At 62.5% G+C, this 12826-nt stretch carries 14 protein-coding genes; all 14 read left to right on the top strand.

What is annotated here, in order from left to right; all coding sequences use genetic code 11:
• The first annotated feature begins 7 nt into the window (after positions 1 to 7).
• The 14 genes from AruPA_RS17190 (at position 8) to AruPA_RS17255 (ending at position 12779) form a co-directional block, all read left to right on the top strand.
• Positions 8 to 541 carry a hypothetical protein gene (locus AruPA_RS17190; RefSeq protein ID WP_265637979.1) on the top strand — a complete coding sequence of 178 codons (534 nt, stop codon included), beginning with the start codon at positions 8 to 10 and terminating at the stop codon, positions 539 to 541.
• A gap of 173 nt (positions 542 to 714) precedes the next feature.
• Positions 715 to 1188, top strand: a complete 474-nt coding sequence (locus tag AruPA_RS17195; RefSeq protein WP_265637981.1) for a hypothetical protein — start codon at positions 715 to 717, stop codon at positions 1186 to 1188.
• Positions 1189 to 1202: 14 nt separating this feature from the next.
• The gene (locus tag AruPA_RS17200) at positions 1203 to 1877 is read left to right on the top strand and encodes a hypothetical protein (protein WP_265637983.1); all 675 of its coding nucleotides are present in this window, start codon (positions 1203 to 1205) and stop codon (positions 1875 to 1877) included.
• Positions 1877 to 2269, top strand: a complete 393-nt coding sequence (locus AruPA_RS17205) for a hypothetical protein (protein ID WP_265637985.1) — start codon at positions 1877 to 1879, stop codon at positions 2267 to 2269. The genes AruPA_RS17200 and AruPA_RS17205 overlap by 1 nt, the downstream gene beginning before the upstream one ends.
• Before the next feature lie 7 nt (positions 2270 to 2276).
• On the top strand, positions 2277 to 5339 hold the full coding sequence (locus AruPA_RS17210) for an ATP-binding protein (RefSeq protein WP_265637986.1): 3063 nt from the start codon (positions 2277 to 2279) through the stop codon (positions 5337 to 5339).
• Positions 5336 to 5653, top strand: a complete 318-nt coding sequence (locus tag AruPA_RS17215) for a hypothetical protein (RefSeq protein ID WP_265637988.1) — start codon at positions 5336 to 5338, stop codon at positions 5651 to 5653. Before AruPA_RS17210 ends, AruPA_RS17215 begins: the two co-directional genes overlap by 4 nt.
• Complete coding sequence (locus AruPA_RS17220; RefSeq protein WP_265637991.1) at positions 5643 to 6059, top strand: hypothetical protein; 417 nt, start codon at positions 5643 to 5645, stop codon at positions 6057 to 6059. The genes AruPA_RS17215 and AruPA_RS17220 overlap by 11 nt, the downstream gene beginning before the upstream one ends.
• 32 nt (positions 6060 to 6091) lie before the next feature.
• Entirely contained in the window at positions 6092 to 6958 is an 867-nt protein-coding gene (locus tag AruPA_RS17225) for a phosphatidylserine/phosphatidylglycerophosphate/cardiolipin synthase family protein (protein ID WP_265637993.1), read from the top strand.
• Between the two features lie 14 nt (positions 6959 to 6972).
• Positions 6973 to 7749, top strand: a complete 777-nt coding sequence (locus AruPA_RS17230; protein WP_265637995.1) for a hypothetical protein — start codon at positions 6973 to 6975, stop codon at positions 7747 to 7749.
• An 86-nt stretch (positions 7750 to 7835) separates the two neighbouring features.
• Entirely contained in the window at positions 7836 to 8249 is a 414-nt protein-coding gene (locus tag AruPA_RS17235) for a DUF1496 domain-containing protein (protein ID WP_265637996.1), read from the top strand.
• Positions 8246 to 9277, top strand: coding sequence for a hypothetical protein (locus tag AruPA_RS17240; RefSeq protein WP_265637997.1), 1032 nt, complete (start codon positions 8246 to 8248; stop codon positions 9275 to 9277). The genes AruPA_RS17235 and AruPA_RS17240 overlap by 4 nt, the downstream gene beginning before the upstream one ends.
• Positions 9278 to 9284: 7 nt before the next feature.
• Positions 9285 to 11342, top strand: a complete 2058-nt coding sequence (locus AruPA_RS17245; protein ID WP_265637998.1) for an ATP-dependent helicase — start codon at positions 9285 to 9287, stop codon at positions 11340 to 11342.
• On the top strand, positions 11323 to 12135 hold the full coding sequence (locus AruPA_RS17250) for a phospholipase D family protein (RefSeq protein WP_265637999.1): 813 nt from the start codon (positions 11323 to 11325) through the stop codon (positions 12133 to 12135). Before AruPA_RS17245 ends, AruPA_RS17250 begins: the two co-directional genes overlap by 20 nt.
• Complete coding sequence (locus tag AruPA_RS17255) at positions 12132 to 12779, top strand: hypothetical protein (protein WP_265638000.1); 648 nt, start codon at positions 12132 to 12134, stop codon at positions 12777 to 12779. Before AruPA_RS17250 ends, AruPA_RS17255 begins: the two co-directional genes overlap by 4 nt.
• Positions 12780 to 12826 lie beyond the last annotated feature (47 nt).

A 12826-nucleotide genomic window follows, 5' to 3' on the forward strand; every position in this document is an offset into this window, starting at 1 on the left:
TGCTGCCGTGCAGGGGTTTCTCAATCTGGCGGATGCGATCGGCAATGCGATCACGATTATCCTGCCCGCGCTCTGCTACATCATCGGCAGCAGCCTGTTCATCCTCGGCGGCTACGGGCTTTGGCAGTCGGCCAAGCCCGGGTCCTATTGGGCCGGTCATAAATATCTGCCGGTCTTCGCCCTCGGGATCGGCAGCTGTTTCCTGAGTTTCGATCGCATCCTCGACAAGCTGGAGGCGAGCTTCGGCGGGACGGTGAATTTCGGCATCGCCTCGCAGATCACCTCCTACACGTCTTCGACCGCGACCGGGGTACTCGGCGCGACGCCGGAAGCGACCGTGCTCAATATGGTTCAGATGTTCATCGGCTTTTTCATCCCCTTCGGCGCGTTGATGGTCTTCCTTGCGGGAAACAAGGTTTACGCGATCGGCAAGGGCGAACGGCGCGGCGGATATTCCGGCCCGTTCATTCAGACAATCTTCGGCCTGGGGCTGATCAATATCGTCACGGTGACGCAATGGCTCATGTCGAATTTCTCCTGACACGCGGGAACGGGCGCATCCGGCACCGCTCCGTTCCCCCGCGTGCCCCTGGCGTCCGGCCTAATTCGGACGCCCAAATCACAAAAGCGTGCAACCCGCATTTTGTTCGCTCCACTTGCAATGCAGACCGCTCTTTTGATGCCGGGAATTGTCCCTCAACCACGGAGTTTTTCATGACAAGCCTCCAGGATATCGTCTCCACTCCGACCATTGTACCGAAATCCCGCCCGGCCCTGCGCCGGATCCTCGGGGCCGGTGCGGTGGCCATCGCCGCGATCACCTTCGGTCACGGCATCGCCTTCGCGGCGGGCACCGCGCCCACCGCCGTTACCGGCGGCATCGGCGCGCAGGCCGCGGCGACATCCGGCGATCTCTCCTACGGCTTCGGCTTCGCGCTGGAGTTTGTCAGCTACTGCATCGCCGGCATCGCAGCCGCCTATGCCGCCTACACCTTCTGGCAGCACCACAAGAACCCCAACGGGCAGCACAAGATGAGCTACGCGTTCGCGTCGCTGCTCGCCGCGGGGTTCATGGCGGGTCTGCCCAGCATGGTCGGCAAGTCGGCAGAAACCGTCACCGGTGGGGTGGCAACGGTCACCGGCCAGACGGCGCAGATGACCTACGGCAACGGCGCTGGCGCCGGCTGACCGGAGGTCATGTGATGGCGCGTCTTCAGCATCTTATCCCTTCGGTCTGCCGTCCCGCCCATCCGGCGGCGCTCGATCTGGGCGATGCTGAGACGCGCCTGTCCGTCATCGCGGACGCGACAGATGTTTGCGCCATCTGCACGGCGCGTGGTGGTTGGCTCGATCTCTATTTCCTGGACAATGACGCAAGGAATTTCAGGCGCAGCAATCTGATCGCGGCTTGCCCGCTCTGCCGTTCATGTCAGTCGTTGCACCGGTCCCATGCGGCGATCGAGTTTCTGCCGGTGTGGGTACCGGAGATCCCGCAGATCGCCATCAACCGGCTGACTCGGCTCTTGCATCAGCGTCTGATCAGCGCGGGCGAAACCCCGATCATCGATCATCGTAACAGACCCGCACTCGACGATCAGACAACAAGGGATCTGGTCTCAACCTATCTTGCTCTGGCCAATCGAAACGTGCGCCTCAGGATCATTCTCGGCGGCTACGCACCGAATGCCCGCGATCTGGTGACCCTGTTCTATGCAGCCGATCCGGGCCGCGGATCCTGTCCTGAGAAGCTGAGTGTCGGGCTGCGCCTGCTGCCGCTCGGTCGCTACGTCGTCGATGGTCGGGATCGGTATGCCGCAGCACTCGGCGTTGAACCACCCGCCCTCGACGCAATCAACACAGATCTGGTTGCTGCGTGATGCCGACAATCAAATCCCACATCAGGAGTATGCAGCCGATGCCTCTTCCCGAAATCATAAAATGCATCGCCGGGGCCTGCCTTGATTCCGGCGAAACCCTGCTTGGTATGGCTCGGGCCGCGAGCGCTGCATCAATCACGGTCGGAGCCGGTGGGGTGCTGGCAACAGCCTGGTTCGATCATGTTGGGCTTGACGCGGTGATCAGTGATCCGTCGCGCTTGCAACCATGTCTGACCATCGCCGCTACGGCCCCAATCCTGCGTGGTCTCATCTATATGGCGCGGTTTGAATCGATGGTCAGTCGGATCACCGGTGTTGCGTGTGACACCTCATCCGCAGCTGCGACGCCGATCTATCCGCGTACATCCCCACCACCCTCGCGTGACGCGTGAGGGGATCATGGCCCTGTCGGATAAAATTCTCGGCGGCATTTTCGGATTCTTCAAGCAGCCCCTCGATGCGTATTGCGATCTCGAGACGGTGGATGGCGCGGCGCTGCTGAGCAGCAAGGGCGAGTATATCACGCTGATCGAGATCCACGGATCACGGCGGATGTTCAATACCAGCGACGTCGATGCCAAGGTTGAGGCGTTGCGTCTCGATATCCAGTCGGGATTCGAATTTCAGGGCCACGGCCTTCAAGCGTGGTTTGCGACCGATCCCGGCCTCATCCAGGAGACCATCGCCACCCATCTGGCCGCACCGCGGGCGATGGCGCGTGAACTCGACATCAATCTCGACGACATCCTCAATGAGCGTGAGGTGGTGTTTCCCAAGCTGATGCGCTGGGAGCGCTGTTTCCTCGTGGTCTGGTCACGCCGGGCACTGCTGACCCGCGATGAAGAAAAGATCGTCTCCGCCGAACAGGCCAAATTGTCCGAGGGTGCCCCCTCGCTCACCAACACCCAGAACATCTTTCTGGCCACGGATCTGCTCGCGACAAAACACACCGCCTTCGTCGCCCGGGTGGTCACGGCGTTGCGGGGGATCGACGTCGCCTGCGATGAACTCGATCCGCGCGATGCCCTGCGCTGTATCCGTGAAGCGATCGGGCAAACCACTGAGCCGCACTGGCGGGCGATCCTGCCCGGTGATCCGGTTGCCCCCCGATTGCCCGACGGCAAGCCGAAGAAGGGGCAGGTTGATTTCCTGCTGTGGCCCTCGCTGCCATCCCAGCTGCTCGCAGATGATGCCGAGACCGAGGGCATGCGGATCGTCACCATGGGGGCCTACGAATGGACCACCGTTGAAATCACGGTCGGTCCCGAGGATGCGCGATCGTTCTCCGAGCTGGTCGCGCGCATGGCCGCCTCGAACATTCCCTGGCGGATGTCGATGTGGGTGGAGGGCGGCGGGGCGATCCTCGCGGGGCTCAAATCCGGCATCGCGACGATGCTCGCCTTCGATCCGACCAACCGGGCGGTGATGCGGGCGTTTCAGAACCTGCGCCATCTGAAGGAGACGACCGCCGAGGTTACCGTGCGCTGGCGCTGTTCCTTTGCCACCTGGGCACCGCGCGGCGAGCGCGCGATGCTGCGCCGTCAGGCGGCGATACTCGCCCAGCGCGTCCAGGCCTGGGGCAATTGCAATGTCGGGCTGACCGCGGGTGATCCCCTCGAGGCACTCATGGGCAGCGCGCTGGGGCTGGCCTTCGGCTCGACCGCCCCCTCGGGTACCCCGCCGATCTCGCAGGCGCTGAGGATGCTGCCCTGGGGCCGCCCTGCGTCGGCCTGGCGCAAGGGGAGCGTGCTGTTCCGCAGCCCGGATGGGCGGATCGCGCCGTACGATCCGTCCGGCTCCGGGCGCGGTGCCGTCTTCACCCTGATCGTCGCACCGCCGCGCTTCGGCAAATCCACCCTGGCGAATGCAATCAACCTCGGCCTCTGCCTGTCGACCGCATCCCAGGGCCCTCTGGGTGCCAAGCTTCCTTTGATCGGCAAAATCGATATCGGCGATTCCGCGGAGGGCTTCGTGCTGCTGCTGCGCAACGGACTTCCGCCGGAGCGCCAGAACGAGGCGATCTATGTCCGCCTGCGCTTTCGTTCCGGCTATGAATACAACCCCTTCGATCTCCAGTTGGGGTGCCGCCATCCTCTGCCGCTCGAACGATCGTTTCTGATCAATTTCCTGTCGCTGGCGACCTTGTCGCAGGATGCCTCGGTCGGCTTCGAGGGAATGAACCAGTTCATCGGCCTCGTGATCGATGAAGCCTACCGGATGTTTGGCGATGGCGGTGAGAATATCACCCCGAAAGTCTACGTCGCCGGCACCGTGCCGGAAGTCGACGCCTATCTCGCGGCGAACGCCATCCGCATCGAGGCGACCCATCCCTGGTGGTGGGAGATCGTCGATGTGCTCTGTGCCCGCGGTGAATACGCCCTCGCAGCACTCGCCCAGCGTCACGCCGTGCCGATCCTCGAAGATCTGATCAGCGCCGCGCGTGCCGAGCGGATCCGGGGCGATTTCTCATTCAGGGGCAAGGAAACCTCCGAAACCCTCGCCGAGATGTTCGAGCGCTACATCAAATCCCTGATCCGCGAGATCCCGACCCTCAACAAGGCCACCAGTCTGGATTTCGGGCCGGCCCGGGTGATCGTGCTCGATCTGCAAGAGGTCGCGCCCAGCGGCAGCGCGGATGCCGATCGCAAGACGGCGCTGATGTATATGCTCGCGCGCCACATCATCGGGCGAAACTTCTTCCTGCATCCGGACTATCTGGTCCATGTCCCGGAAGCGATGAAAGCCTATCACGCGCCGCGGTTCCGTGAATTCAAGGAATCGGTCAAGCGTCTCGATTACGATGAATACCATCGCACCAAGGCCTCGCCCTTCGTGCGCGCCCAGGTGGTTCGCGATCTCCTCGAAGGTGGCAAGCACAATGTCCAGATCGTCGTCGCCTCGCAGAGTATCGAGCATTTTGACGACGATCTGATCCGGAACACCAATGAGCAGATCGTCCTCGGCGCGCGCGACGACAAGGAACGCGAGACCATCATCAAGCGGTTCCAGTTATCGGCGGCCTCTGCTTTCGTGCTGCGCAACCGGCTGACCGGTCCCGACCGGAACGGGGGTGGTGCGCCGTTCCTGATGATCGCCGAAGTCGATAACGCCAAATACGAGCAGATGATGGTGAACAGCCTGGGTCCGATCGAACTCTGGGCGCTGAGCACGACGCCGCTGGATGTTCATCTGCGGACCCGCCTCTATTCCATGCTCGGCCCGGCCGAGGCGCGCCGTCGCCTCGCTCTGGTGTTTCCCAAAGGCAGTGCCGAGGGCGAGATCCGTCGCCGGCGTGATGAACGCCTCACGCGGGACGCCGATCAGGCGGCCATCGAGGCCGGCGTCACCGACGAACTGGCACAGGACATCTACGATGGCCGGGGCATCGCGATCATGCTGCGCGGCTTCGACCAGGAACCCGTCAGACCCGCCAGACAAGCCTACCGCGAGGCCGCCGAATGACCGCCCCCAAAGATCGCCTCATCGCCAAACGGATCTGGCGCCCGGAGCCGCAAACCTCGGCGTCGGTCCGGTTCACCATCCGCTCCGCCAGCGCTCTCAGCGCGTGGCTCGATCGGCAATCACAGATGGCCCACACCGCAAACCAGGCCATGAACATGGCGTTCGAAAGCCTGGCCGTGGTCGAACCCGACCCGGACACACGCGCGATGATCCGGCAGATGCGCGGTGATCTCGACGACATGAAACGCCGGCTGGTCACCGCCGAACTCGGCCTCGACGATCTCGAACGAAAGGTTGATCGCCATGGAACATGAACGGGACATTCCCCTTGAACCCTTTACGCCCGGCGCGCCAATGGCGTTCGCGCGCCGTCTCCCCGCAACCACTGCCGTCGGTGGTCAGCCTGCTCCTTCGACGATCAGTGCCGCCCGCGCGGGCGATCTGTTCGATCTGCTGGTCGCCGGTGCTACGACAGGGGGTGCTGCCGCTCTGGTCTGGATAGCCTACAACACGGCTTTCGATGGTCGGTGGCTTCTCCACCTGCCGGATGATCCGTTCAGCCTCGAGCTGCTGGGTCTGATCTTTCTGGCCTTCGGGGGCTTCCGGATCGTCGCCCTGGCCTATGACCGGTCGGAATCCGGCGGCATTATGCGACGAACCCGCGAGATCGAGGGCCGCAAAACCCGGTCGTGCGGCAACAGGGATGATCTGCGGTCATGATCTCGATCTGTCCACAATCCGGCCCGGCCCCGGTGATCAGTTTCCTCGATAAGGCGCGGATCACGCTCGGGATCAATGTCTATTATCTCACGAGCAAGCCGGTGTTGCAGGCGATCGCGGCCGATGTGCATCGCGGCGTGAAGACCTATGTGATCGTGGACGGCGCGCCTTATGGTATCCCACGGTCGGCGGTGATTCGCGAACTGGCCCATCTCCGGGCCACCGGCGCGCATGTCCATATCGCCCCGAAACGCTTCGAGGGCAGATATCGGTTCGATCACGCCAAATACGCTGTCAGCCATGGCGAAGTGCTGATCGGCTCGGCGAACTGGGACGCATCAGCGTTCCACCATGACCGTGACTATATCGACCGCACCGCCAGCCCGGCTCTGGTGGCGGCGCTGGAGCGGATCTTCCGGGCAGATTGGTATAATCGGTCAGCCGGTGATCGGGGCCGGAGTGGCGCGCCCACCCTGGTCGTCTCTCCCGGTTCTGAACCCACGCTCGCCCGGGTGATCGACCAGCCCGGCCATGTGGATATCGAAGCCGAGGAACTCGGCGACGATCCCGTCATAATCCGGGCGATCGAGGCCAAGGGCGCCGATGCGCGGATCATCTTTCCGATGACACTCTCTGCATCGGATCGTGATCAGGTCGCGGCCTTACAGCGTCACGGCGTGCAGGTCGGTTTTCTGCCGAAACGCCCGGTCTATCTGCACGCCAAGATGATCGTCGGGCCGCAGGCCGGGTTTATTGGCTCGCAGAATTTCTCGCGGACCAGTCTCAACGCCAATCGTGAGATCGGGATCATTCTGTATTCCGGCCCGGACCGTGCCGCCTTGCGGCGGCAGTTCGAGATCGATTGGCACGACGCCGATCATCTGCATCAGCCGACATGAGGAAAGGCACGGCCATGAACGATCATTTCCATGATGAACCCACGCATCTGCGCCTCCCGTCTGCCCCGAAAACCGGACAAGGTATGGAGCCGCTCCTGAGCCGGATCTTCCTCGGGATCAGCGTGGCGCTGATCCCTGCGATATGTTTCGATCTGCCCGGCCTGCTGCTCGGGGAGGCGGGGGAGACGAGATCGATCCTGCTCATGATCGTCGCCGTGACCGCGGCCGTGGTCGCCCTGTTCCAGGCCTGGCGCGCGCGTCTGCGTCGGGCGGCCGACCGGCCGGCGGGTCTCCTGAAATCGATTGCCGCAGAAGGCGACATCATCGCCATGGTGCCCGTCCGTGATCTCGCCGCACTGGACCTCGGGCTGGTCGAGGATCCGGCGATCGCCGTCGAGCAGGCCCTCAATCTGTTCAAGGTCATGGTGCGTCTTTTCTCCAGTATCTTCGTCGTCGCGCCGCTCGCGCTGGCCTGGGAGATGCTGTTCTTGTTTGCTTTCGGCGGGTTGAAGATGCCCTTGCTTCACGCGGCGGTCACCGGATCGCAGATCATCCGGATCGGTGACCTGGCGCGCAGCCTGATAGCGTTCGACGCGCTCGTCGTCTCGTTCGGTGCGGTGATCATGCTGGTCGCGGGCAAGCAGCCGAGCCGCCGGTTCGGGTTCCGCAACATCTATCGGGACCGGCGGGATGCCTATCTGCGCGAGCAGTTCTCCGTATCGGACGACGAAGCGATCACGATTTCGATCGCCTCACCCCGGTTCACCCCCGTCCACCAGAGGTCGTTTTGAGCACCCCGGCCGGCGGGGTCACCGCTCCGGCGCGGGGGCACCGCAGCCCTCCCGCCGCTCTCGTTTATCCACCAACGGAGATTTCCATGAAACAGTTCCGGACTAACCGCCTATCCCCATCGCTCCTTGTGCTTGGTGCCGCGATAGCCGGTATTTCGGCTTTCGGTCTCGCGCCATCGGCCTGCGCGCAATCGCCCTTGACGGCCACGACCGGTATTCCGGTCACGCCACAAATGGCCGCCGAGCTTGCCCAGCATGGCCGGCAGAATGCGCTGGATCACGAAATTCTAAAGCAGTTGGCCGTCCTTAATCAGGAGGTCATGGCGCTTGATGACCGCGGGGCTACCAACAGCGGCACCAATACCTGTGTGTACGGCCACAGCCAGTACACGCACGGGGCGATCCTGAAAGTCGGTAACATCGAGCTCGAGTGCGAGCAGCCGGTCAGTATGACCGGATCTTTCTTGCCAATGAAATGGCATAATCTGGGACCGCAATGATCGGATCGGGGGACATCATGTCATCGGTGCGTACCGATCAGACAGCCGTCGCCGGTGTTGAGGCCGGCGCAGGGGCAGGAGCAAGGGCCGAGGCGGTGAATTTCGCGGCGCGTTTCCGCAAGGCGATCAATCTCGCCCTACCCCCCGATCGCCGGTTCGTCGGAAACCTGTCACGGGTGATGGGCAAACGCGGTTTCGATCGGTATCGCGCCGTGGCCAGCGGAGAGGCGACGCTTTCACGCCCCGAGACGGAGGCGTTTGCCGCGATGATGGGTGTTTCGTCCAGGTGGCTGGGGTCAGGGCAAGGTCATCCGTTTGTCGTTGGCACCGTGCCGCTGGGAGACGAACCGATCAGCCTCCTTGCGATCCTGGCCGGTCTTCGTAACAGCGGTAACTGGGGTCCCGTCCAGTCCATCATCTTTGTCGCCTGCGCTTATCCAGCCTACGGCAAGGTCCTGATCATCTGCGAATACGAGGGCACCGCGCTCAATCCGCATCGTTACGGCGTCATCAGAACCACCACCGCTCTGGACGCTCCGCAGGATGGCGCCTGGACCTGGCAGCCGGGAGCATTGCTCCTCAACATGGCCTTCCTGTCGCGCCTGCATGTCCGGCGCGGTGGCGTTCCCGGGCAGGGGATGATGAGCATCATCGTCTCCGATGACACCTATGACGCCTTGTCCGGTGGGACGGCTCATATCCGTGATCTGCCGCTCCTAGTCGGTGATTCGACCTGGCATCTCGATCTGCTGGACCGGCAGCGCCTGCAGGATCCCGCGCTGGTGTTCCAGCATTTTCAATACTGGCAGGATTTCGGGAACTGGACCTTCAACCATCTCGCCAAAAACCCAGCGCTGGGATCGTGTCTGGATGGCTATCTGCGCGGCGATCATCCGGATTTCGATCAGGCGGACGCCTTACTCGATTGCGGCCCGGGACCCGCCAGCACCCTGACCCGCACACCCTATCTGCAACGCCATCCCGAGGCAGCGCGGTCCGAACCCCCGCCCTCCGGCCTGCTGAATTAGCACTACGATGGACCGGCCCCCTGAAAGACCACTTCCTCTCCTTGCCGATCTGACGGCCGCACAATCTGACGCGGCCCGTCAGGACGGACCCGTTCTGGTTCTGGCCGGTGCCGGAACCGGCAAGACCAAGACACTGACGGCCGCAATCGCGCGCCGGATCGGCGCGGGTGTCACCCCGTCCCGCATCCTCGCCGTCACGTTCACGAACAAGGCGGCGCGCGAGATGACGGAACGGATCGCTGCCGCCCTGGGCGAGAGCGACCAGCCCGGATGGGTCGGCACATTCCATGGACTGGGCGCGCGTCAGCTCCGGATCGAACCCGAAGTGGCGGGTTTGCGGCCGGGCTTCGATATTCTCGACGCCGATGATAGTCGCCGCCTGCTCAAAAGGGTCGTGAAGTCGATGCAGATCGACGCCGCGATCGATGAGGGCATGGCCTCGTCGCGGGATCCGATCAAGCTGATGGCCAAGCGGATCGAGACCTTCAAGGATAATCTCATCGCGCCGGAAGACGCGGCGTTGCGGGTGGAGGGACTGATCGGGGCGGCCACCCGTGAACGTCGCCCGATCGATGCGGCGGGGTTCCGTGCGGCGGTTCCGGTCTATGCCGAATACCAGCGCCGCCTGCGCGAGGCGAACGCCGCCGATTTCGGGGATCTGCTGCTGTGGCCGACCCTGACCATGCAGCGCGATGAAACCTACCGGCTGCGCTGGGCCGGGCGGTTCGATTGCGTGCTCGCGGACGAATATCAGGACGTGTGCTACGTCCAGTACGCGTGGCTGCGCCTGCTCTCGGCAGATCACCGCCAGCTGTTCTGCGTGGGCGATGACGATCAGGCGATCTATTCCTGGCGGGGCAGCGATCTCGCCTATCTGCGCCGGTTTCTCAGGGAGTATCCCGACGGCAGATTGATCCGGCTGGAGGAGAATTTTCGCTCGACAGCCCACATCCTCGATGCCGCGAACGCCGTCATCGCCCATGACGCCGAGCGGATGGGCAAGACCTTGTTCACCCGCAAGCCCGCCGGCGACCTGATCGAAATCCTCCGTTTTCCTGACGCGGGTGCGGAGGCGAACGGGATCGCCGACGAAATCCAGCGCCGGCATGGCGAGGGGGTCGGATGGGACGACATGGCGATCCTCTATCGCAGCAATTTCCTCTCGCGCGGTTTCGAGGAGGCGATGATGCGCCGGCGCATCCCCTACGTGCTGATCGGCGATGTCGGGTTCTATCAACGGGCCGAGATCAAGGATGCGCTGGCGTATCTCCGCATCGCCACCACACCGGACGATGTACAATCCGATGACGCGTTGCGGCGGGTGATCAATATCCCGCCGCGCGGCTTCGGTCCGAAAGCCCTCGATGAGTTGGAAGCCGAGGCCTCGTTCCGGCAATCCTCGCTGTTTCGCGCGATCGAGACGGCGGATCTGCCGACGAAGTGCCGCAGCGCCGGCCTCCATTTCATCGACCTGATCCGGGCCGTCGGGCGGGACACCCAAGCGAGTGTCGCCGATCAGATCTCCACTTTACTCGATCAGACGGGCTACCGGGCGATGTTGCGGGCCAGCCGGGCGGAGACGACGGAGGATCGGCTGGAGAATTTGCAGGAGCTGCTCGAAATCGCGGCGGGATTTCATACGGCGCGGGACCTGCTGGATCACGCGGCGCTGGCAACCTCCGGACCTGGCGAGGATCGGGTCGATCGGGTCAAGATGATGACCCTGCACAAAGCCAAGGGGCTGGAATTTCCGCACATCTTCCTCCCGGGCTGGGAGGCGGGCGCGTTTCCGCCGCCCTATGGCGACGTCGCCGAGGAGCGGCGGCTCGCCTATGTCGCACTGACGCGCGGCATGCGTCGGGTCACGGTCTCACATTGTGAATACCGGCGCGGGTATGAGGCGCCTTCGCTCTATGTCGACGATATTCCAGCCGCGCACAAAATGGCGGGTTGGCTTCGGGCAGAGTCTCGATCGGTCCCTGTCGGACGCAGGGAGCCGATTTTATCGCCGGTCAACGATCTTGAGATGCTCGGCCGCCGTCCAGGTGTCGGGCGTTGGCATTAAAAGCAGTCAGAAAGGTTTTCCGATGGCAAAATTTCTGAATACGAGCGGGCTGAATTACCATCTCGAAGAGATGATCAAGGGGGCGCGGGACCGGCTTGTTCTGATTAGTCCGTTTCTGCGGCTCAACGATCGGATCAAGGAGCTGATCGCCGACAAGAACCGCTTGAAAATCGATGTCCGGATTGTCTATGGTAAAAGCGAACTCGCACCTGCTGAGATCGACTGGCTGCGTGGCATGATGTTCGTGCGAACGTCCTTTTGCAAAAACCTCCATGCCAAATGCTATCTCAACGAGGAACGCTGCATCATCACGAGCCTGAATCTCTATGAGTTTTCGATGGTGAATAACAACGAGATGGGCGTCCTGCTCGATCGAACCGAAGATGCAGCGGTGTATCGAGATGCCTATGACGAAGCCCAACGGATCGTGCGAATCAGCGAGGAGATACGGATCACGCTTGAGCGGGTCGAGAATGATGAACGCGAGGCGGCTGGACGCAGCGACAAGGACGAAATCCTATCCTTGCCCGAGGCCGCACGATCATCGGCCAGCGAGACCGAGTCCTACGACAGGTTGACCACAGCGAAATTGGCGGCCCAGATGGGCATGACAACGCATGATCTGTTCGATCGTCTGGCCGATAGTGGTCTGGTCGAGAAAAAGGGGGAAAAATATTTCGTTACCGCTGCGGGAAAAATTGCGGGCGGTCGATGGATGCCGGGCAAGACAGGCGGCGGATATATCCTTTGGCCACGCTCGATGACGATCAGCGACCGGGGTCGGGCGGCATGAAAGCAGTCACCTCCATAATGCCGTATCGTGTGGTCCCCGGATTGCCAATCGTCCTTGCCACGTTGTCCTTGCTGGTGGGATGCGCCCTCCCGCAGGCGGGTGGCGTGGGTACGCCCAACCTCAATCCGGCGGCTCGTGGCCCGCTCTACTACCGGTACATCCCCTCAGCGGCGCATCAGATCGGTCCGAATTTACCGTTTCCGGGACCGAGTTATGCTCAGCAGCGTCAGATCATCTCGGTGGCCGGCTTCAATGGCGCCGAAACTGAAACGGGCATCGGTAAATTCGTCAAAAATTTCTACGCAGGCGGCTTTCCAGCGGTGCAGGCCAGTGTCGAGCGATGCTACGCGATTTCAGAGCACTATTTCGAATACGAATACGGCTTCATGCTCGGGCAGGTCGTGCCTTGTGAGGCGGAAGACACGACGGCCTATGCCTACAATACTTTGTTGACCGAGAACTGGGGTTTTCCGTCCTATCCTTTCTTTTCGCTCAACCCCTTTGCCCGGCGCAGTTTGATAGAATTCAAGATCGCCCATCAAAGTCTTGCCTCAGCTCACCACATTACCGATGAGCTGACCCATGATATCCTGATCATTCTGCCCACCGAGATCGAACTGCCGGTCGCAGAGGACCGCCCCTGAGTGCGGGGCTTTTCTCCCGTAAAGCCCGTCGGAAGCATCGCTCGAAG

This window comes from Acidiphilium sp. PA, from assembly GCF_026191915.1.
Classification (GTDB): domain Bacteria; phylum Pseudomonadota; class Alphaproteobacteria; order Acetobacterales; family Acetobacteraceae; genus Acidiphilium.

Bases quoted from the DNA above. Each gene is read 5' to 3' on its own strand.
- AruPA_RS17205 (WP_265637985.1), top strand. From the start codon at position 1,877: ATGCCGACAATCAAATCCCACATCAGGAGTATGCAGCCGATGCCTCTT.
- AruPA_RS17220 (WP_265637991.1), top strand. From the start codon at position 5,643: ATGGAACATGAACGGGACATTCCCCTTGAACCCTTTACGCCCGGCGCG.
- AruPA_RS17230 (WP_265637995.1), top strand. From the start codon at position 6,973: ATGAACGATCATTTCCATGATGAACCCACGCATCTGCGCCTCCCGTCT.
- AruPA_RS17245 (WP_265637998.1), top strand. From the start codon at position 9,285: ATGGACCGGCCCCCTGAAAGACCACTTCCTCTCCTTGCCGATCTGACG.
- AruPA_RS17235 (WP_265637996.1), top strand. From the start codon at position 7,836: ATGAAACAGTTCCGGACTAACCGCCTATCCCCATCGCTCCTTGTGCTT.
- AruPA_RS17255 (WP_265638000.1), top strand. From the start codon at position 12,132: ATGAAAGCAGTCACCTCCATAATGCCGTATCGTGTGGTCCCCGGATTG.
- AruPA_RS17210 (WP_265637986.1), top strand. From the start codon at position 2,277: ATGGCCCTGTCGGATAAAATTCTCGGCGGCATTTTCGGATTCTTCAAG.
- AruPA_RS17200 (WP_265637983.1), top strand. From the start codon at position 1,203: ATGGCGCGTCTTCAGCATCTTATCCCTTCGGTCTGCCGTCCCGCCCAT.
- AruPA_RS17215 (WP_265637988.1), top strand. From the start codon at position 5,336: ATGACCGCCCCCAAAGATCGCCTCATCGCCAAACGGATCTGGCGCCCG.
- AruPA_RS17195 (WP_265637981.1), top strand. From the start codon at position 715: ATGACAAGCCTCCAGGATATCGTCTCCACTCCGACCATTGTACCGAAA.
- AruPA_RS17240 (WP_265637997.1), top strand. From the start codon at position 8,246: ATGATCGGATCGGGGGACATCATGTCATCGGTGCGTACCGATCAGACA.